Genomic DNA, 21311 nt, shown 5'->3' with positions numbered 1-21311 from the left:
TCTGCTCCTCTGCTCCTCTGCTCCTCTGCTCCTCTGCTCCTCTGCTCCTCTGCTCCTCTGCTCCTCTGCTCCTCTGCCCCTCTGCCCCTCTGCCATTCAGAGCGTTTCCTACTCCATTATGAGGCCAAGGAGCGAAAAATAATCAAGCGTCAGGTCATGATTCTTTGATATTTAGCGTAGTATATCTTATGGTTTTATAAGTAATTTTGCCTAAGCGCTGATTTTAAACATAACTGCAAGCCGATATGGTTAGGCTCCTTAAAACTCGACTTTTTCGTTCTCTTTCTCGGTGGCTTTTGCGCTACAAGCGATCGCTCTTCGACACTTATAGCATATTGCCACAAAGACACAAACGCTTTCGACTGGCAATGGTGTCTATAATCGCCATATCCTTGTGGGTGACAATCTCCTCTCTAAAAAAAGAAGAGCAACTGGTGCTGGCAAAACCAATGACGATTCTGAGCAAACAGTTGCCCGTTGCTGTTCCCAAGCCTTCTTCAGGACAACCTAAGTTGCTTATACAGGGCGACGCGATCGCCTTAAACGGTCGGACTCGGCCCGCACTGTGGAGCCAGTGGCAACTAACAGGAAGCCAAAGGGTTCGCATCGGAGTAGCCGATGTCGGGTTAACGCAAACAATCGGAGTCGAGTTACTGAGTACGTGGGATTCAACCAGACAGCCAGTGCAGTGGTTTTCCGAACCCGCAGCGTCACCACTAATTCTTGCTACTTGGCTAACAAACCAATACCGCTATCTAGATATTACCGATTTTGCTCATTCAGCCGGTTGGCAGATAAAAGTTGATGGTACAACACTGCGAATTAACTCGCCTGCCGCTACAGTCAACGATATCCGACAGGACTCGCTCATTGGCAGCGATAAAGAGACGGTAGCACATCGCATCGTTCTGGATCTCGATCGCCCAACCCCCTGGCAAGTCAGTCAAGAAGGTGCCGTACTTACTTTACAAATAGATGGGGTAGCTACCCCATCGCTTCTGTCGCGTTACAATCCCAAACCTCCTGACGAAGTTGCAACCTCTAACCAAGGGTTTCCCCCGCTCGACGCACCAATACCACCGATCTCTCCTCCCAAACCAGGGCTACCATTAAAGATTGAAACAAGTCAGGATCGCACTACCATCCGAGTAGACATTTCTTCCGGTCTACGTCCGCGAATTTGGAGTTTACCAAGTCCCTATCGCTTAGTTATTGACATAGCTCCTGAAGCTATGGTAGAGCGAGATATTATTTGGGCTCCGGGACTGCGCTACAGACAACAGATTCTCAGTTTGGGGACTTCTCGTTTCCCAGTGGTATGGTTGGAAATCAATCCCCGTCAGTCTGTGGCGCTAAGACCGATTTGGGGCAATCGTAATAGTTTGGTGGGAACTGCCCCTTTAATTGAGCAAGCTAAGCAGTGGCAGGTTGCCGGTGCCATTAATGCTGGCTTTTTTAATCGCAATACCCAGTTACCGTTAGGAGCGATTCGTCTTGATGGTCGCTGGCTATCCAGTCCAATTTTAAATCGGGGTGCGATCGCTTGGAATGATGCGGGTGAAGTAAAAATCGGACATCTGAGCCTTCAGGAAACTTTAAATACATCAACTGGCGAGCATTTACCCATTGTTTCTGTTAATAGCGGCTACGTGCAGTCAGGTTTTGCCCTCCATACGACCGAGTGGGGATCGACTTACAATCCCCTTACCGACAACGAAACTATTATTACCGTTCAAAACAATCAAGTAATCAGTGCAGAAGCATTCAGCAAAACCCCTCTGCCTAATGGTATACCGAGTAAAACATCCTTCCCCATCCCGCCTGATGGCTATCTAGTCGTCTTACGAGACAGTTCGGGCGTACAGAAGCTTGATATTGCTTCTGCGCTTGCTATTGGCAACGTTGTAACCCTTGAAAGCTATTCTGTTCCAGCTGAGTTTGACCGCTACCCCCACATTGTAGGGGCGGGGCCAGTTTTATTGCAAAAAGGTAAGATTGTTCTGGATGCTAAAGCCGAACAATTCCGCGATTCCTTTATTAACGAATCTGCTCATCGCAGCGCGATCGGCACAACTACCGCAGGTAATATTTTGATAGTAGCTGTTGGCAACCGCACCGTTGGCCCTGGCCCTAGTTTGAATGAAATTGCCGAACTCATGAGACTTATAGGAGCAGTAGATGCTCTCAACCTCGATGGCGGTAGCTCCACCAGTCTTTACCTTGGGGGTCAACTGATCAATCGAGCCCCTCGTAGTGCCGCTCGCGTTCATAACGGTTTGGGCATTTTTATTGGGCCTAATCCATAGACATTTAAAGTTTTTTTAAAGATAACAATTCCTAGATGAAGAATTGATATAAATTGCCACTATTGAGTGACTTTGCCGTGACAGATGCCAGGTAGATTTTGTTATGTTTAGCTAAGGTTTCGCCGTATTACCGATCCGATCGTTGAAAATCTTCCTCTCTTTTCATATATTTTCACAAAATTAATTCTAGATCGGCACTCAAGGAAAGAAGTCATGGCTCAGTCTCAAGAAATTTCTCAAGTAACCGTGCGACCTTCATCCCTCCTAGCAACACCAAACACAGTTGCAGCAACAGAACTGCGTCCTTGGGGTTCCTTCACTACTTTGGAAGAAGGACGGGGTTACAAGATCAAGCGAATTGAAGTCAAGCCCGGTCACCGGCTTAGCTTACAGATGCACCATCACCGCAGCGAACACTGGATCGTGGTTTCAGGTACTGCTAAAGTAACTTGTGGAGATGAAGAACGGTTGCTTGCCGCTAATGAGTCTACATACGTTCCCCAGTGTACCAATCACAGGCTGGAAAATCCTGGTGTTATTTCTCTGATCTTGATTGAGGTGCAAAATGGAGAATATCTAGGGGAAGATGATATTGTCCGTTTTCAAGACGATTACGCCCGCAACTAGGGGCAGAGTGAATTTCAGATTTTAGATTTAAAGTCTGAAATCTAAAATTCCCTTTGCCCAATGCTCAATGCCCAATGACTTGTTCTTTTTTAAGTCAATGATCCATCTCAGCGCATCAGCAGCCAGTGAAGTAAAACGGCTCAGAGCCAAGCTAAAACAGCGGAAAGTGGCACTGTTTCGGCTCAGCGTTCAGCCCGGTGGCTGTTCTGGAATGTTGTATACAATGGAGTTTGACGATGCGATCGGTGAAACAGATCTGGGTCTTACCCAGATCGCTAGGCGCGATCGGGTTTATGATTGCAATGGTTTGCAAGTGGTCGTGGAAGCTCAAAGCTTTCCATACCTTGATGGCCTCACCTTAGATTACTCAGAAGATCTTATGGGTGGCGGTTTTCGCTTTCATAATCCTAATGCGACTCAAACCTGTGGCTGCGGTAACTCCTTCTCGATCGATCGCTGAAGTACGGGCTTTGTGGCCCAAAAGCATTAACCTATGATGTTTTGTTAGGCAGTTGACATAAAGAAAATAAAAGCGATATAATCTACATTTGTGGTTAATTTAAAGCAGCCAGAAACTGTAGATTGAGAGTTCATGCCCACAATCCAACAACTAATTCGTGATGAACGGCAAAAAGCGCGCAAGAAAACCAAATCTCCAGCGTTGAAGAGTTGCCCGCAGCGCCGTGGCGTTTGTACAAGAGTTTATACAACAACTCCTAAAAAGCCCAACTCAGCTTTACGCAAAGTAGCCAGAGTGCGCCTCACCTCTGGGTTTGAAGTGACATCCTATATTCCGGGCATCGGTCATAATTTGCAAGAACACTCCGTAGTGATGATTCGGGGCGGTCGGGTAAAGGACTTGCCCGGAGTCAGATATCACATTATTCGCGGTACTTTAGATACTGCCGGAGTAAAAGATCGCCGTCAAGGTCGTTCTAAATACGGAACAAAGCGTCCTAAACCAAAGGCGTGAGATGCTTTCATCTTGCGTCTGGCCACTTTTGGAGGCCCAAAAGCAAAAAATGTACTCACTCTAAGCTTTGCCTAAGCAATTAGCGTCGGCATTTGAAATTTCATGGAATTGGCTTAATATGTCTCGTCGTGCTGTCATTCAAAAACGTCCCATACCACCCGACTCGGTGTATAACAGTCGCCTAGTTACCATGATTATGCGGCGGGTAATGAGAAGTGGGAAAGAGTCCGTTGCATCTGGAATTGTTTATGATGCCCTTAAAATAATTGAGGAACGGACAGGTGGAGATGCACTGGAAACGTTTGAGCGGGCTGTCCGCAATGCAACGCCCTTGGTAGAAGTGAAAGCTCGCCGGGTGGGCGGTGCGACCTACCAAGTGCCAATGGAAGTCCGTGCGGACAGGGGTGCAACGTTAGCCCTACGCTGGTTGATTCAATTTTCTAGGGCGAGAGCCGGACGAACAATGGCCAGCAAATTGGCTAACGAGCTGATGGATGCCGCTAACGAGACGGGTAGCGCAATTCGCAAACGGGAAGAAACTCACCGGATGGCGGAAGCAAATAAAGCTTTTGCCCATTATCGGTATTGATTCCCGATTTACCCGCGAGGGCATCAGAAAAGTATAGAATCTTAACAGAGAGTAACGAATTTTTATCTACGGCAATAACCAAAGGAGGTAGCCGTGGCACGTATCGTCCCGCTTGAAAGAACACGCAACATCGGGATTGCAGCCCACATTGATGCGGGCAAGACAACAACAACAGAACGGATTCTGTTCTATTCGGGAACGGTTCATAAGATTGGAGAAGTCCATGAAGGAACCACCGTAACTGACTGGATGGAGCAAGAGCGGGAGCGAGGAATTACCATTACTGCTGCCGCAATCACCACCAGTTGGAAAGACCATAAAATCAACATCATCGATACACCAGGGCACGTTGACTTCACCATTGAAGTCGAACGTTCCATGAGGGTATTAGATGGGGTGATCGCTGTATTCTGCTCGGTAGGTGGAGTGCAGCCTCAATCGGAGACAGTTTGGCGGCAGGCAGATCGGTATAACGTGCCTCGGATTGTCTTCGTCAATAAAATGGATCGGACGGGAGCAAACTTCTATAAAGTTTACGACCAGATCGTCGATCGCATGAGGTCAAATGCAGTACCTATTCAGCTTCCTATAGGGTCAGAAAATGACTTCCAGGGAATCATAGACTTGGTACGCATGAAAGCCTCGTTCTATAAAGACGATCAAGGAAAAGAAATCGAGGAAAGAGACATTCCGGCTGACCTGCAAGACAAAGCAGACGAATTCCGGCTCAAGCTGATCGAAGCCGTAGCCGAAACAGATGATGTCCTAACCGAGAAATACCTAGAAGGCGAAGAATTCACCGAAGCGGAAATCAAAACGGCACTGCGGAAAGGTACTATAGCTGGTACGATCGTGCCCCTGCTCTGCGGTTCGGCTTTCAAAAACAAAGGCGTTCAGCCATTGTTGGATGCCGTGGTTGATTACCTGCCCGCCCCAATAGACGTTCCTCCCATTCAAGGCCAATTGCTAGATGGCAGCCCGGTATTGCGGACCGCCGCAGATAGCGAGCCGATGTCAGCCTTAGCCTTCAAGATCATGGCAGACCCCTACGGTCGCCTAACCTTCATTCGGGTTTACTCTGGCGTCCTCAAAAAGGGCAGCTACGTCCTTAACTCAACCAAAGATAAAAAGGAACGAGTATCTCGCCTGATTGTGTTGAAGGCGGACGAACGGATTGATGTGGATGAACTAAGAGCGGGTGACTTAGGCGCTGCGCTTGGTCTGAAGGACACCATTACCGGCGATACCATCTGCGATGAAAACGCCCCTGTGATTCTAGAGTCCTTGTTTATTCCAGAGCCAGTCATCTCCGTAGCTGTTGAACCAAAAACCAAACAGGATATGGAGAAGCTCTCCAAAGCTCTCAATTCCTTGTCGGAAGAAGACCCCACCTTCCGAGTCCGCAATGACCCCGAAACCAACCAAACCGTGATCGCGGGGATGGGCGAATTGCACCTGGAAATTCTGGTTGACCGGATGTTGCGCGAATTCAAGGTAGAAGCAAATGTCGGTGCGCCGCAAGTTGCTTACCGCGAAACGATACGCAAAGCTGTCAGGGCAGAAGGTAAATTTATCCGTCAAAGCGGTGGTAAAGGTCAGTACGGTCACGCAGTGATCGAAGTCCAACCTGGAGAACCGGGAACCGGCTTTGAATTCGTCTCCAAAATTGTCGGTGGTGTCATTCCCAAAGAATACATCAAACCGATCGAGGAAGGAATCAAAGAAAGCTGCGAATCAGGGATTTTGGCCGGATACCCGGTGATTGACCTGAGAGCAACCCTGGTAGATGGGTCTTACCACGACGTAGACTCCTCAGAAATGGCCTTTAAAATTGCTGGGTCAATGGCAATCAAAGACGCTGTGATGAAGGCTTCGCCCGTGCTGTTGGAGCCTATGATGAAAGTTGAGGTGGAAGTTCCCGAAAACTATTTGGGAGATGTAATGGGTGACCTCAACTCCCGTCGCGGTCAAATCGAAGGAATGGGCTCCGAACAGGGAATTGCCAAGGTAACCACTAAGGTACCGCTGGCAGAAATGTTTGGCTACGCTACGGATATCCGGTCTAAGACGCAAGGCCGGGGCATCTTCTCGATGGAGTTTAGCCACTACGAAGAAGTGCCGCGTAACGTGGCTGAAGCTATCATCGCCAAGAGCAAAGGGAACGCATAACGATTTTAGATTAAAGATTTTAGATTTTAGATTGAATTGAATCTAAGATCTAAAATCTTTAGTCTCCAATCGATAATCGATCAAAGGAAAAGGAACATCTAAATTCATGGCACGCGCAAAGTTTGAACGGAATAAGCCCCACGTCAACATCGGCACGATCGGTCACGTTGACCACGGCAAAACAACCTTAACAGCGGCAATTACAATGACCCTGGCAGCGATCGGTCGCGCGAAAGCCAAGGGCTATGCTGATATTGATGCTGCTCCAGAAGAAAAAGCGCGGGGGATCACCATCAACACAGCCCACGTTGAGTATGAAACTGAAAACCGACACTATGCCCACGTAGACTGCCCCGGACACGCGGACTACGTGAAAAACATGATCACTGGTGCCGCTCAAATGGACGGTGCCATTCTGGTCGTGTCGGCGGCTGATGGCCCAATGCCTCAGACGCGGGAGCATATCCTCCTAGCCAAGCAGGTGGGCGTCCCCGACCTAGTTGTCTTCTTGAATAAGAAAGACATGGTGGATGACGAAGAATTGTTGGAACTGGTGGATTTGGAAGTGCGCGAACTATTGAGTTCTTATGAATTCGATGGTGACAATATTCCCATCGTGGCAGGTTCGGCACTGCTGGCGTTGGAAAAAATGACGAAAAGTCCCAAAACCCCACGGGGTGAGGATGAGTGGGTCGATCAAATCTACGCTCTGATGGATGCTGTCGATGCCTACATTCCCACGCCAGAACGGGAGATTGACAAGCCGTTCCTGATGGCAGTAGAAGATGTGTTCACGATCACGGGTCGGGGTACAGTCGCCACTGGTCGGATCGAGCGGGGTAAAGTCAAGGTAGGCGAAACAGTCGAGCTGGTGGGAATCAGAGATACTCGCAGCACGGCTGTCACGGGTGTGGAAATGTTCCAGAAGACTCTGGACGAAGGAATGGCAGGAGATAACGTAGGGCTGTTGCTTCGGGGTCTGAAGAAGGAAGATATCGAGCGCGGTATGGTGCTAGCCAAGCCGGGTACGATTAAGCCTCACACTCAATTTGAAGGGGAAGTGTATGTACTGACGGAAAAAGAAGGTGGTCGGAAGACTCCATTTTTCGCAGGCTATCGTCCTCAGTTCTATGTGCGGACAACAGATGTAACAGGTACGATCAAAGCGTTCACATCTGATGATGGCGCTGAGGCGGAGATGATCATGCCGGGCGATCGCATCAAGATGACGGTTGAGTTAATTAACCCGATCGCGATCGAACAAGGTATGCGCTTCGCTATTCGCGAAGGCGGTCGCACTATTGGTGCGGGTGTCGTTTCTAAAATCCTGAAGTAGAAGCGTCTCCAAATAAATAAGGAGCAGAAAGCAGATGCCTTTCTGCTCCTTTGGCATCCTTCTTTGAACTAACAGGGCATTTCACTAGCATTTGCCCTTACCCACTACTCAGAACCTAGAAAATTTAAAATGGCAGCACTTCAGCAACAAAAAATTCGTATTCGTCTTAAGGCTTTCGATCGCCGTCTGCTCGATACTTCTTGCGAGAAGATTGTCGATACAGCCAATCGGACGCAAGCTACAGCGATCGGCCCCATTCCCCTCCCCACGCGCCGGAAAATCTATTGCCTTCTGCGTTCCCCTCACGTAGATAAAGATTCGCGGGAACATTTTGAAACGCGCACTCACCGCCGTATTATCGACATTTATCAACCTTCTTCTAAAACTATTGATGCCTTGATGAAACTCGATCTGCCAGCAGGTGTGGATATCGAAGTAAAACTTTAATCGGCGCATTAGTAAATTATTTTCCATCTAAGCCTTTTAGGATTATTTCTAAAAGGCTTATTTATTGATATTTCTTGCTTTTTTATAGTGCAGATCGGCTAAAGTAGTTAAAGAAGCGCCTTTACTGACTGTACTATGGCACCCTCTTCCTCAATTGCTGTGCGAGAGCTTCCTCTTTTCCCGTTGCCGGAAGTCGTTTTGTTTCCAGGTAGACCCCTGCCGCTGCATATCTTTGAGTTTCGCTACCGAATCATGATGAACACCATTCTGGAAAGCGATCGCCGCTTTGGGGTATTGCAGATGGAATCATCCGGTAACCCCGCATCTGTTGGGTGCTGTGCCGAAATTATCCGGTATCAGCGTCTACCGGACGATCGCATGAAGGTCTTAACTTTAGGCCAGCAAAGGTTCCGCGTCCTAGAGTACGTTAGAGATAAGCCCTACAGAGTTGGTTTGGTGGAATGGATTGAAGATCGACCTCCCCAGAAGCAATTAAATTCTTTGGGGTCAGAGGTGGAACAACTGTTGCGAGATGTAGTTCGTCTTTCGGCTAAGTTGACAGACCAAAATATTGAATTACCCGATGACATTCCCAGTCTGCCCAGGGAATTATCCTATTGGGTTGCCAGCAACCTCTACGGTGTACCAGCAGAACAGCAATCGCTGCTAGAAATGGAGGATACCGCCGCCCGACTCGAACGCGAAGCGGAAATTTTGACTTCCACCCGCAATCACCTGGCAGCTCGCACTGTACTGAAAGATACGCTCAAAAGCTGAAAATTACAATAATTTTACAAAAACCGAGTTTCTCTAATGCTCTAGAAACTCGGTTTTTATGGAGCTAGCCTGGGGGTCGCGTTTCCTGGTTCAACCGATAGAAACCATACCAATTTAGCGCTGCTAACCAAGCCACAGAGAGCAATCCTGCCAGACTTAAAGTTAAACCGCTATACGGTACTAATAATCCTAAAACTGGCAGAACTCCTCCCGCAATGGTGCTAATAAAAGCGGCAAGGGAAGCACGCCATGTTCTTCCCAGTCCCCAAGCTAAAACTAAAAGGAATGGTGAAATTACTAACCAAGCTAATTGGGGATTTATCACTCGGCTAAAGTAAGTCAAAGCTAGGATACAGGCAAAAAAGACGCCACCTGCGATCGCTACATCCCGTAAACTCATCGGTAGGGACAAATACAGCAACAATAACCACCACAGAAATAAAGCGGGAGCCAATATTAGCAAACGCGGTAAAATACCTGTATTTTGGACTCGCTCTGTAGCAGTAAAAACGCCAAATGGGTTTTGGACGGAAACATTATCATCAAATATCCAAGTGTATCGAGTACCTTTTTCTTCGACCTTACTTTCAGTTGGCACAATACCGCTAGCAAAATCAGCACCAGAGAAATTTGCCAGCACGGAGAGGCGAAAATTCGACAATAATTGTCCGTTAGCATTATACACCCAGCGTGGGGAACCTTGAGCCTTATATGTTACTCGAAAGCTTGTTTCTTTTGCTGGCGCAATACTAAACGGAAAACTATATTCACCAGGATTAGTTGGGTTTAGCCTTGTAGCGTTTTGCTCTACCTTAAAGTTTTGCAGTAATGAGTAACTGCTAGGAGGAGATAATTCAAAGAAAAAATTTTGAGTTGTATCTAGTAGGTTAACAACTCGGTAGTCAGCGCTAAAGTCTACCAGATAAATTCCTCGTCCTCTCTTTTGCGGATCTGAGGTTTGGTCGATTTTAACCTGAATTTGAGATCCGGCGACTGATAAAAAGCGGTTGCTCGTGCGCGTTTCCTGTACCCGCACGATTCTATTACCAGCTTGAGTATTATAAGAGTAAGGTTCTTGAATAACGTAACGTATTTGAGGTGCTGATTGTTCTAACCTCTCTCCAGAAACGCTTTCGGCAATTTGAGAAACTCGCGCTTGTTCCCAAAAGTGATAACGATTAGCTAAAGTTGAACAAAGAAAAAAACCTGTCACTACCAGAGCGAGAACTAAGGCTCCATGCAATTGCATTCGCAGTAATACCGAGTAGCCTTCTAACCATTGTCCGATCGCAATCCCTAGTTCTGGTTCGTTTCGTCGGCCCGAAAAGTTGAGTAAGGCAAGCACGATTCCCAAAAACCCCACTATGCCTGCGATAAAAAAGAATATGCGACGTACCCTTGACCCAAATTCTATCAGTTGAGTTGGCTGTGTCAAATCGGGTAAGCCGGGAATGCCTTGAGCAGCTTCAAACATAATTTAGATGTTTACTCAATAGGTAAAACACTATAACTACCAAAAATTTTCAAAGTTTCACTGTAAGTTATTAACTCATCTAAAGCTGCTTTCACAAATGGTTGAGTGGCGTCAGCTTCTATATCGATGAAAAACAGATATTCGCCGAGCGATCGCTTTGTTGGACGCGACTCAATTCGACTCAGGTTAATATTTCGTTTTGCGAACAGTTGCAGCGGTTTGACAAGCGCCCCTGGTAGATTCGCCGGAGCGCTAAAAGCCAGGGAGGTGTGACTGCCTCCGGGAGATGGTTGTAAACTTAGCACCCAAAACCGCGTGTAGTTACTCGAAAAATCATTAATTGGGCAGGCAAGAATGGGTAAGTTGTAGATTTCGGCAGCTCGCCCTGAAGCGATCGCTCCAGCCGTCCCATCCTCTTCCAAATACTTTAACGCCTCTGTAGTTGAATTCATCGACACCTGTTGAACCGAAGGCATAAACTTGTCCAGCCACCCCTGACACTGAGCTAGAGCCTGTGGGTGGGAATAAACTGTCCGAATTGCTTCTAAATTGTCCGCAGATGATAGCATAGCATGGCAAATCGGCAACACCAAAGCTTGTTGAATTTGCAGAGTATCCAGTCGCCACAGCGTATCCAGCGTCATAGATACACTGCCCTCAAGAGAATTTTCCACCGGGACAACAGCTAGATGAGCTTGCCCATCAGCCGTTGCTTGGAGTGTTTGGGCAATGCTGGGATAAGGACACAAAAAGCATTTCTGGCCTTTTTCCAGACTCAGCCAATTAGCGTAAGCTAGGGCAGCTGCTTCAGCGTAAGTGCCAGTTGGCCCCAAGTGTGAAATAGATATACTCATAAAGTTCAGATCTCAGTTTGTTAATTTTTATCAACAATACGGCGTAAACTGTTCCTTTTTCATTACCGTGTTGATGCCTTTGGTAGAGGCGGAAGCCATAGATAAACCTGTTACGATCGCAGACAGATATCATTGCTATACAGCCTACTATGAGTGGCTGTACAGCAATGATATGATTAAGACTTCCAAGCGGATGTTTTAAGAACTGTAACGGAAAATTAATTAATAATCATACAAAACAACCTTCTGTTTCCTTCTACCCATGCAAACCCGATTTGTCGCTTCCCAATCTGTTGAAATTGTTGTTCCAGAGCAACCGATTCCGATTAAGCATTATTTGCGTCAGCCTCAACGTCTCGTGCAAGCGCTGGTCGAGTCAAGTCGGATTGAGCAGCTGGGCGAGGAACTTTTTCGCCTGAAAATGCGCCCCCTCAGCTTTATGATGCTGACGATTCAACCCACTGTAGATATGCGGGTGTGGACAGAAGGCGACGGTATTGTCCATTTAAAGTCTGTGGCTTGTCAAATCCTGGGCATGGAATACATTAACCAACGGTTTGCACTTGACCTGAAAGGACGGCTGTTTCCATCCCAAATCAACGGAGTCACTTACCTGAAGGGGAAAGCGGATTTACAAGTGCAAGTTGAACTACCACCTCCATTCTGGTTAACCCCCAAGCCAGTGCTGGAAGCTACTGGCAACGGTTTGCTTAAAAGTGTATTGTTAACGATTAAACATCGGTTGATGCACCAACTGCTGTTGGATTATCGCAAATGGGCGAGTGCTACGGCAAATACTGCTTCTGCTCAAGCACCAGATCTAGCAGGTCAGTCAGACTTTGCTTAGCGGCACGGACGAAAAGAACGCCGATGCCAGCGTGAAGGGCCATGCTCTTGTAGAGCCTGTATATGTCGCGCAGTGCCGTAACCTTTATTGGCATCTAAACCATATTCGGGGTATTTGGCGGCCAAGCGAAGAATTAGCTCGTCTCTCCACACCTTAGCCAGAATACTGGCAGCTGCGATCGCTACCAACTGCTCATCACCCTTCACGATCGACTGTTGTGGCATCGGCAGGTCTGGAATAGGCCATTTACCATCAACTAGGCAAAGAGTCGGCTGCACCGATAGCCTTATTACAGCTCTCTTCATTGCCAACAAGGATGCCTGAAAAATATTGAGCCGGTCAATTTCACGGGCAGAGGCCATTCCGATTTGGTAATCTAGCGCCATTGCCCGAATTCTAGAGGCAAATCGTTGTCGCCCAAGGCTAGTTAGTTGTTTGCTATCTTTAATACCGGCTGCGGCAAGTTCGCCTAATGCGGCATCGGGTAAGATCACCGCAGCCGCAACTACCGGGCCGAATAAACAACCCCGCCCTACTTCATCGACCCCTGCAACTATTCCCGTAGGGGGGAGTGGGGGACAAGGGAGACAAGGAGGACAAGGGAGATTTTTGAATGAGTGACTTTTGAATGAGTGACTTTTGACCATTTTATTGGTTGTTCTCACCGTCCGTGGCTGAGGAGCGACGGCGACGACGACGCCGTACCATTAAAGAATCGGCCCGATCGGATTCGCTGGATGTCATGCCTACATCATTAGGCTCGGCAGGGAAGTCAGCGGTATCTGTGTCTTCGTTTTCTCTCTTCGAGTCTGAGTCAAAATTTTGCTCAGTTGGGAAGCTCGGAACTGTTCTGTCCGCCTCTGTACGATCGACATCACTTCTGTCCGTACTTGGTTGTGCTGTTTCATAGTCAAAATCTTGCTCAGTTGGGAAGTTCGGAACTGTTCTGTCCACTTCTGTACGAGCGACATCACTTCTGCCTGTACTTGGTTGTGCTGTTTCATAAGGAATATCTTCCTCCGCTTGTCCCGGCAACTTGACGATCACAGTTGCGGCTTTGGGATTTTTAAGCTGCCGATTTAAACGCACAATCGGCGAGACGCCCATAAACGCATAAACTTGCTGTTCCTCTGGCGTCATTTCTACAGAAACTATCTCTGGAGGTGAAGTTTCTGGCTTAGCAGGTCGCTCTATCCGCGATGGATCAAGCCGGATGGATTTCGGCCCTGTTGACGAAAACGGCTTTGAAGTCGCCGGTTCGGGCTCGCTCATCCATTTTGGATCGATGCCCGGTTGGCTAGCTGGCGCAGTGGAAGGCATGAAAGGACTCAGCTTGCCAGACTCTTCTTCTGGGCGTTCATTTTCATCACCAATGCGGCGACGACGCCGACGGCGAGAATTATTTGCTGCACCGCTTTCCTGATAGCTGGGATGATTCATAACATCCACGTCTAGATCCGAGCCGGTCGCCAGATCGTCTGCGTAAGGGTCTGTTTCCCAGTAGTTTTCTTGTTCAAAAGAGTCGCGTGGAGCTTCCCCTTGTCCGTAGGGTGTGGGTAGCACTGGACGACTTTCTGACGAACGGTAATCCCCCCTTAAGGAAGGCATTCCAGAACCGTCTGGAATGTCTTCTACCGTTGGAAATGCGCTCGAGCTCTTTGGCAGGGACGGGCTTAAAGTCTGGGAAGCCGATTCGCTACGATAGGACGACCCAGCGACAGGAGGCAGTATTGTTGATTCGCGATCGCTCTTCGGCGCGGGTGCTATTATCCCCAGGGGAGCGAATTCACGGGCGGCGGTTTCACTGGGCAAATGCACTAGATGGCCCAATCCTCCACAGGTGGAGCAAGGACGACCGAATAATTCGTAAATGTTTTGGCCTTGCCGTTTGCGGGTCAGTTCCACTAAGCCAAGTTCGGACAGTTGTGCAATCTGCGGCCTTGCTTTGTCGGCTTTGAGCGCTTTATTAAAGTGTTCTAGCACCTGCAACTGGTCTCGCCGGGAATCCATATCGATAAAGTCAATGATAATTACACCGGCAAGATTACGCAGGCGCAGCTGACGGGCAATTTCGGTAGCGGCTTCGCAGTTTGTCCAGAGAACGGTTTCCCGGGCTGTAGCCGATCGAGTGAAAGACCCAGAGTTGACATCAACAACCGTAAGTGCTTCTGTTGGCTCAATGATCACATAGCCTCCAGAGGGGAGATCGACTCTAGGCTTGAGAGCTTCTTTAATGGCAGCATTAACGCGGAAGTATTCCATCACCGGCTGACGATCGCGGTGATGGTCAATCAAAACCCCTTGCGGTGCCTTTCCGACACTCCAACTCATTAATTGTTGCTTCACCCGCTTGACGCCAGTGTGCGAATCTACCACAATCCGATTCACATCCTCGCTATACATATCTCGCAGTACCCGCTGGACAAAATCATCATCCCGATTTAGCAGTGCAGGCGCTCGCGTTGAGATCGCTTCTTGTTGAATAGCCTCCCATTGTTTTTGCAGCGATTCTAAATCTTCAATAATAGCTTCTTCCGGGCGATTTTCAGCCTCTGTTCGCACCAGCAAACCCATACCTGCCGGTTTTAGCAGAATAGCTAAGGCTCTCAGACGGTTGCGTTCGTTTTCGCTTTTGATGCGCCTCGATAGATTTACACCCCGACCAAACGGCATCAGCACCAAATAGCGCCCTGGTAACGTAATGTTGCCAGTAAGTCTGGGGCCTTTGTTTCCCGTCGGCTCCTTCATTACTTGCACTAGAACTTTTTGCTGGGGTGTCAGCAGTTCTGTAATTGCCCCAGCAGTGCGTTTTAACCGCAGTGGCCCCAAGTCAGATACGTGGATAAATCCGTTGCGATCGGGGTCTCCAATGTTAACAAAGGCAGCGTCTATACCAGGGAGTACGTTTTCAACAATGCCGAGATAAATGTCACCTACTTGGTGGGTTCCGGTAGCAACAACTAATTCTTGAATTTGATCTTCGGAAAATACAGCAGCGATGCGATGCTGCTCAGCGATAATTATTTGCTTTGGCATTCAAATTCCTCAAAAATTAGCACAAGATAGCAGCATATAGACCTGCTTTAAAGCACAGATACATCAATCATTAGCAAATTTCAAATTAAAGAAAAAGGGAAGATTTATCTTGAATTAACAATCTTCCCTTTTTCAATCTGAAATTAGAAATTGGTCATTGCCGCCTTTACAAAAGTCTGAAAGTAGTCTTCAACCGTTAAGCTGTGTAGTGCCCTTCTAGGTCGATTACGCACTAAAATTTCCCTTTTTAACGAATAGCAAAAGTCAGATGTACTTACGTACCGCATCGGTTGGGTTATGTTTCGCCACATCATAATATGTCGAGTTTTTACTCGCGTCCAATACGCTTTGCTACCTAGATCGACCGGGGAATCAAGAAGAGAGGATGTGTTTTAAATCGCCACGTTCAGGTGCTGACTGCTTATCAGAGCTAGGTCTTGCTCAAACCAGTTGGCTTCTGGTTCTTTACAAAGCCCCAAATTCTATTTGGGGGTCAGTCATATGTCAGAGTATAAAAGTTTATTCCTCTAACACCCCTCTTGTTAAGGGGAAGCAGCATCAAACTCTGCCCGAAGCGCTGAAAAGGGCAAAAGTAAAAAGGCAAAAGAAACAAAGGAGTAACTCTCGCTACGTTTCTACCTTTTAATTTTTACTTGCCTGTTGGGGATGTTCCCCTGTACTCAAGCATGACCAAATGTTGTTTGTAGAGTCGATCGCTCGCAAGTGGGATTGCTAGGGTCTCGCGCCGCTGCGCTAAAGTCGCCCTGACTCCTATTTTTGATTAACTCTAAATGGGATCTTATCATATTTTTGTTGAGTATCTCATACCACGATCGGGTTACTACAGGTTTGAACCTGTAGGATGAGGCTCAAGCGGTGAGAGTGGAGCAGTTGAAATTCACAAGCATTGACTTGTTCCAACATATAGATGACACCATCGGGTCGTAGCAGGCTACCGTCATTCCGACAACTGCCAACATAGCGAAGTACACCAGGTCGATCGATAGGAGAGTTACCCTCCTGAAACTCTAATTCAAATAAGCTAGAGCGCAAATTCACCATTTGCTTCTTGCCCGATTTGCTCGTCTGCTCCCACAAAATAGCGTCACTGGCTAGAATCGCCTCAATCCACTTCTTCCACCGATCGCTCGAAGCATCGGCAGCAGCAGCCACCGTAATCAAATACTCAACTTTCTCCAACAACTGAGCGGACGAGGGAGTTTTCAGTTCAACTTCCTCAACCCGATAGATCGGAATATTACCGGGGATTTGGGTGACTAGCCTTGCTTGGAAAGTCGCCACATCCATATACTCAGTTAACTCAAAGTCTACAATCTCACCGCTGCTGGTAGCTCCCAGAGGGAGCGCATTAGCAATGGAAATGCGGGGAGAAGCATGAAATCCATTGGTAAAAGCAATGGGTAAAGAAGCTCGCCGCACAGCGCGATCGAACAAGCGCGCTAAATCTAAATGGCTCACTAAAGCCATATTACCCAGCTTACCAAACCAAACCCGCAAGCGCTGCACCCGTTCTTGTTTCGGCACAAAATGTCCCACAAATTCTGGGATGGGTGGAGGCTCGACAACAACATTGTGACCGAAATCAACCCCGCAGACACCGCAGTGGGAACAGCCCTCAAACGAGCAATCTGGAACCGTTGCCGCTTCTAGGGCTCGTTGCAGGTCGGCTTTTAGCCAGTTTTTATCAATTCCGGTATCGATCCGATCCCAAGGCAGAGGTTTGTCAAGGCGATCGGCGATCGGTGATTCTCCCCCACCACCGATCTCCCCCACTTCCGCCTGGCGATATTTCCAGGTTAGGTCGGATTGGGCTATAGCTTGTCCCCAAGCTGCAAAAGCGCGATCGGCGCTATCAAACCAGGCATCCATCCCTGCACCCAATTCCCAGGCGCGACGCAGTACAGATGCCAAACGGCGATCGCCCCTTCCTATAAAATCCTCCATTGCCGAAATCCGAACATCCGTGAAGTTGACCTTCACTCCCCTCATGCCGCGAAATTCCGATCGCAGCAGCGACTGCTTGCGTTCAAACTCAGCGGTTGAGACGGAATGCCACTGAAACGGCGTGTGAGGTTTGGGCGTAAAGTTAGAAATCGTCAGAGTGAAATTAAGCGCTTTCCTACCTCTTTCCCTACATTGCTGCTGTAGCCAGCGGACTGTTTCCACAATGCCTAAAACATCGACATCGGTTTCCTCTGGCAAACCAATCATAAAGTATAACTTTATTTTATCCCATCCCCGGTCAAAACCAGTTTTTACACCCCGCAGCAGTTCTTCGTTGGTCAGTCCTTTGTTAATAATGTCCCGCATCCGCTGAGTGCCAGCTTCAGGAGCAAAAGTTAGTCCACTCTGCCGGTTACCGCCAAGGATATTGGCAATATTTTCGTCAAATCTATCTACCCGCTGACTCGGTAGGGACAAGGAAATATTTTCGTCTTTGAGACGATTTCTAATTTCCATCCCCACTGCCGGTAGAGCTAGATAATCGGAACAGCTGAGGGACAACAGAGAAAACTCGTTGTAGCCAGTAGCCCTCATTCCCTGCTCTATAGCCTTTACTACTTGCTCTGGTTCTACATCTCGCGCCGGACGAGTTAGCATTCCTGGTTGACAGAAGCGACAACCGCGTGTACAGCCGCGCCTAATTTCAATTGTCAGGCGATCGTGTACAGTCTCAATATATGGAACCAGTCCGATCGAATAGGCAGGCATGGGAGTCGCCACCCGTCGCAAAATCCGATCGGGAACATCCCGGCGATTGGGATGAATTGACCCATCGGGGGCCATATCGTAGAACTGGGGAACATAGACGCCCGGTATTTGTGCCAAATCGAGCAGCAATGCTTCTCGACTCAACCCAGCTGCTTTACCTTCTTCCAGCACTAAGCCAATTTCAGGCAGTAGTTCTTCCCCATCTCCCAAAGCAAAGAAGTCGAAAAAGTCGGCGTAAGGTTCGGGGTTGGATGTTGCTGTCTGTCCACCAGCAAAAATCAGCGGGTATGGGGACTGGGAACTAAGAAGTTCTCCTCCTGCTTCCTCTGCCCCTCTGCCCCTCTGCCCCTCTGCCCCTCTGCATTGCCTTTCGCGCCAGGTGAGCGGAATTCCAGCCAAGTCCAACATTTCTAGAATGTTGGTTGCTCCGAGTTCGTAGCTAAGGCTAAAACCCAAGATATCAAAATCTGTAAGGGGGCGACGCGACTCGACGGCAAAAAGGGGAGTAAAGGTCGATCGCAGTTTAGCTCCTAAGTCGGGTGCAGGTAAATAGGCGCGATCGCACAACTGTCGCGGCTGGGTGTTTAAGATGTTGTAGAGAATTATATGCCCCAGGTTAGATGCCCCGACTTCGTACACTTCCGGGTATGTCAATACCCAACGCACGGTTGCCTCATTCCAAGGCTTATGCACTGCTCCTAGCTCGTTGCCCAAGTAACGCGCTGGTTTAAGAATATCTGGTGTTAGTAATTCTTCTACTGCTACTGCCACGATAAAACTCTGGTTTGATTTAAGCGACAAGGCATTTGTAGTGTGTCTGCCCTATCCATTCATCATACTTGCTGTTATCGCTGACAAGGTTGGGAAGTTAAGATAAAAATTTTCTACACTTTTGTCGGCACAAAGCCTGAGCCTGATTCTATGGCTTTGAGGTACAAGGTATGTTAAAACTTTTTTATAAATGCAACGCTTTCAAGGCCCTTGCTTTATCTTCGAGGCCAAGGCTCCGCATTCCCCAGTAAAAATCATTTATTTTTCCTTCATTACGATCTTGGGGAATGCGGAGCTACTACAAATACTAAATATTGGGCAAACGGAAGCTCCGCTTTTTCATGCCAAAACTCTGCTTCAACCCCAAAACAGGTCAAAAAACAGGTAAGGCACGGTCAGATTTTTGCTATCATCCTCAACTATCGATCGAAATTGTATTGATGGTATATGAGCTAGGCAGCCAAATTTGTTGCCAACAGATCTATTGTAGCTTCAAAAACGGTGCGACTTTCAAAAATCTCAAACACTCTGTCCAACTGAGTCAACTCAAAGATAATCCGAATTGAAGGTGAAAGACAACACAGACTAAATCTCTGGTTTTGGCGCTGCGCTAGAGTTAGGGCAGAAACCAATACCATCAAGCCAGCACTGTCAAGGGATTCTACGTCCTCCATGTCAACCAGCACTCTAGCTTTGCGCTCGGAGGTAATAGCTGCTGTTAGGTGTCTTCCAAATTCAGGTGCGTTGGCGGCATTGAGATGGCCGTGAGGTCTAACAAGTGTAATTTGCGAAGATGCTAGTGTTGTCTGCATGATTCAATCTCCCTTAACCAAAAATAAATATCTCACTGTATGCCTTCGACTTTATATGCTAGCTGTCAGTGTTGACCACTCTCTTTAGGCATTTTTACGGAATCTTCATCCAACATGGGTACTTTTATGAAGTTTTGAGGAAGAAGTCTGGCTTAAAAGTATGCAAAGATACGGAATTGCCACCCCGATCGCCCCAGCCAAGCTAAAGCTGAGCCAGTATTTTCACGGAGACAGCCACTGCATACAAACAAGACTGGCCTGTAAATATAAACCTAGCTTATGTCTAAAGGATGAGTTAATACCGATCGCATCCTCCGTGCGATCAGTATTAACTAATAAAGTTGTAAAAAATAGTTGCACCCTAGCTGCAAAAGCCCTTTTCTTGTCTACAGCAGTTAAAAGCTATTTCCGGAAACCTGGAAAATTTGCTATTACTTACTAAGGGGGTCAACGCAGCTCTTTGACCAAACAACCCCAAATATGCTTGAGCAGACAAAATACGGATATGATTCGGCACTATGCCAATACCAGTCCGCTGGGCTACAACCCAGTAGTTATTTAAAATTAAATCATAAATTTTATAAATATCGCTGTGAGTAAGATCACTGATGGTAAAGGTTTAAGATCACTCGCGGCTAGAAATATACAGCAGAAAATTGCAATATAAAGGAGTTCTGCCCACCAACCGTGGAAGCTAAAAACGTGATTCGTCAACTTGTAGAAAAAGCTCTCTTTATCCGGCGATTGACTCCCGATATTGAGGATGAAATCAACTATGAACTGACGCGACTGGGTTACATCTCAGACGTTGATTACGAAGCGTTGGAACTATTGATGGATGAGATGGATGCCGGACGAATTCAGTTGGTGTCTAGCTATTAAGATAGTACTCTTCTATCTTAATGGCTAAAATATAAAATTATTTTGGTGGGCTAACCAAACTTGGCGGACAAAATCCTGGAGTTGTTGGTGTGCCATTTGGCTACTGTCAGGTTGAGTTTTTGATGCCTGTAGGTAAGTAAAAAGCGGCATTACTTCAGTATCAAGAGCCGCTCGGAATAAAATAGAAGGCCAGAGTAGATCCGCGCCTTGACGCATATCATACAAAGTGGACTGGTCTCTATGGGTCTGGCTAAAGGATTCAGGGACTACTAGCATCAAAGGGCGAGCCCAACACATCTGGCGCGGACGCACAATTTGAATGACTTCTGCGTATAGGCGCGTCTCCTCATGCTCCAAACAGACTATTTGGCTGGGCTGAAAGTCAATAGCAGAAATCATCGCTGCTTGCTCCACAGGACAAAACTGTATATTTTGCTGCCTACTTATTGTAGTAGGCTCCTGCCAAACCTTCTTCAGTGCGATTACGTAGGGAAATTTTGACGCGACGCTTTACAGATCTGTATGAGGTCGTAAAGCTCGATCGCGCTGGGGTTTCACAGAGCGGCTATTGGGAATTGAGTGCATAGCCCGATCGGCCTTGTTATTCATTAGGACTTATGCGATCGCCCCCCTAGCCCCCCAGATTTGGGGGGCTAGGGGGGCAAAACCTTCGTTTTT

The 21311-nt window shown here is 47.6% G+C and carries 18 protein-coding genes; 11 read left to right on the top strand and 7 right to left on the bottom strand.

From position 1 onward, the window contains the following. The first annotated feature begins 245 nt into the window (after positions 1-245). The 9 genes from LAY41_RS29035 to LAY41_RS28995 all read left to right on the top strand — a co-directional run bounded on the left by LAY41_RS29035 (position 246) and on the right by LAY41_RS28995 (position 9224). Positions 246-2306 carry a phosphodiester glycosidase family protein gene (locus LAY41_RS29035; protein WP_249105668.1) on the top strand — a complete coding sequence of 687 codons (2061 nt, stop codon included), beginning with the start codon at positions 246-248 and terminating at the stop codon, positions 2304-2306. Between the two features lie 213 nt (positions 2307-2519). Next, entirely contained in the window at positions 2520-2933 is a 414-nt protein-coding gene (locus LAY41_RS29030; RefSeq protein ID WP_249105666.1) for a phosphomannose isomerase type II C-terminal cupin domain, read from the top strand. 97 nt (positions 2934-3030) lie between these two features. Beyond that, complete coding sequence (locus LAY41_RS29025; RefSeq protein ID WP_249105669.1) at positions 3031-3393, top strand: HesB/IscA family protein; 363 nt, start codon at positions 3031-3033, stop codon at positions 3391-3393. A 132-nt stretch (positions 3394-3525) separates the two neighbouring features. Beyond that, positions 3526-3906: a 30S ribosomal protein S12 gene (gene rpsL, locus LAY41_RS29020; protein ID WP_249105664.1), complete on the top strand. Its 381-nt coding sequence runs from the start codon at positions 3526-3528 to the stop codon at positions 3904-3906. 118 nt (positions 3907-4024) lie between these two features. Next, complete coding sequence (rpsG, locus tag LAY41_RS29015) at positions 4025-4495, top strand: 30S ribosomal protein S7 (RefSeq protein WP_249105662.1); 471 nt, start codon at positions 4025-4027, stop codon at positions 4493-4495. A gap of 93 nt (positions 4496-4588) precedes the next feature. Beyond that, positions 4589-6664, top strand: coding sequence for an elongation factor G (gene fusA, locus LAY41_RS29010; protein WP_249105660.1), 2076 nt, complete (start codon positions 4589-4591; stop codon positions 6662-6664). Positions 6665-6770: 106 nt separating this feature from the next. After that, the gene (gene tuf, locus LAY41_RS29005) at positions 6771-8000 is read left to right on the top strand and encodes an elongation factor Tu (RefSeq protein WP_249105658.1); all 1230 of its coding nucleotides are present in this window, start codon (positions 6771-6773) and stop codon (positions 7998-8000) included. Positions 8001-8129: 129 nt separating this feature from the next. Then, the gene (gene rpsJ / locus LAY41_RS29000) at positions 8130-8447 is read left to right on the top strand and encodes a 30S ribosomal protein S10 (RefSeq protein WP_249066492.1); all 318 of its coding nucleotides are present in this window, start codon (positions 8130-8132) and stop codon (positions 8445-8447) included. 135 nt (positions 8448-8582) lie between these two features. Beyond that, complete coding sequence (locus LAY41_RS28995) at positions 8583-9224, top strand: LON peptidase substrate-binding domain-containing protein (protein WP_249105656.1); 642 nt, start codon at positions 8583-8585, stop codon at positions 9222-9224. Between the two features lie 64 nt (positions 9225-9288). On the opposite strand, the gene LAY41_RS28990 is transcribed toward LAY41_RS28995, so the two are convergent. Next, entirely contained in the window at positions 9289-10698 is a 1410-nt protein-coding gene (locus tag LAY41_RS28990; RefSeq protein WP_249105653.1) for a hypothetical protein, read from the bottom strand. Between the two features lie 11 nt (positions 10699-10709). Beyond that, positions 10710-11552, bottom strand: coding sequence for a prephenate dehydratase (gene pheA / locus LAY41_RS28985; RefSeq protein WP_249105652.1), 843 nt, complete (start codon positions 11550-11552; stop codon positions 10710-10712). Between the two features lie 262 nt (positions 11553-11814). Here pheA and LAY41_RS28980 point away from each other — a divergent pair, with 262 nt between their 5' ends. Further along, positions 11815-12399 carry a DUF1997 domain-containing protein gene (locus LAY41_RS28980; protein ID WP_249105650.1) on the top strand — a complete coding sequence of 195 codons (585 nt, stop codon included), beginning with the start codon at positions 11815-11817 and terminating at the stop codon, positions 12397-12399. On the opposite strand, the gene LAY41_RS28975 is transcribed toward LAY41_RS28980, so the two are convergent. The 4 genes from LAY41_RS28975 to LAY41_RS28960 all read right to left on the bottom strand — a co-directional run bounded on the left by LAY41_RS28975 (position 12396) and on the right by LAY41_RS28960 (position 19751). Then, entirely contained in the window at positions 12396-13046 is a 651-nt protein-coding gene (locus LAY41_RS28975) for a ribonuclease HII (RefSeq protein WP_249105648.1), read from the bottom strand. The genes LAY41_RS28980 and LAY41_RS28975 overlap by 4 nt on opposite strands. A gap of 1 nt (position 13047) precedes the next feature. Further along, positions 13048-15435, bottom strand: coding sequence for a ribonuclease E (gene rne, locus LAY41_RS28970; RefSeq protein WP_249105646.1), 2388 nt, complete (start codon positions 15433-15435; stop codon positions 13048-13050). Between the two features lie 822 nt (positions 15436-16257). After that, positions 16258-18939 (bottom strand): TIGR03936 family radical SAM-associated protein, encoded by a 2682-nt coding sequence (locus tag LAY41_RS28965; protein WP_249105644.1) that lies wholly within the window; start codon positions 18937-18939, stop codon positions 16258-16260. Positions 18940-19391: 452 nt separating this feature from the next. Then, a complete protein-coding gene (locus LAY41_RS28960; protein ID WP_249105641.1) occupies positions 19392-19751 on the bottom strand; it encodes an STAS domain-containing protein in 360 nt (119 codons plus the stop codon). A gap of 687 nt (positions 19752-20438) precedes the next feature. Here LAY41_RS28960 and LAY41_RS28955 point away from each other — a divergent pair. Further along, positions 20439-20633 (top strand): hypothetical protein, encoded by a 195-nt coding sequence (locus LAY41_RS28955; RefSeq protein ID WP_249069111.1) that lies wholly within the window; start codon positions 20439-20441, stop codon positions 20631-20633. A gap of 24 nt (positions 20634-20657) precedes the next feature. Here the strand turns inward: LAY41_RS28955 and LAY41_RS28950 are convergent, their stop codons facing one another. Next, the gene (locus tag LAY41_RS28950) at positions 20658-21032 is read right to left on the bottom strand and encodes a hypothetical protein (RefSeq protein ID WP_249105639.1); all 375 of its coding nucleotides are present in this window, start codon (positions 21030-21032) and stop codon (positions 20658-20660) included. Positions 21033-21311: the final 279 nt, after the last annotated feature.

The sequence above is a fragment of the Argonema galeatum A003/A1 genome (assembly GCF_023333595.1).
In the GTDB taxonomy this organism is placed as follows: domain Bacteria; phylum Cyanobacteriota; class Cyanobacteriia; order Cyanobacteriales; family Aerosakkonemataceae; genus Argonema; species Argonema galeatum.
The sequence above is the reverse complement of the archived record's forward strand: the minus strand, read 5'-3'. Positions and strand labels throughout refer to the sequence as shown.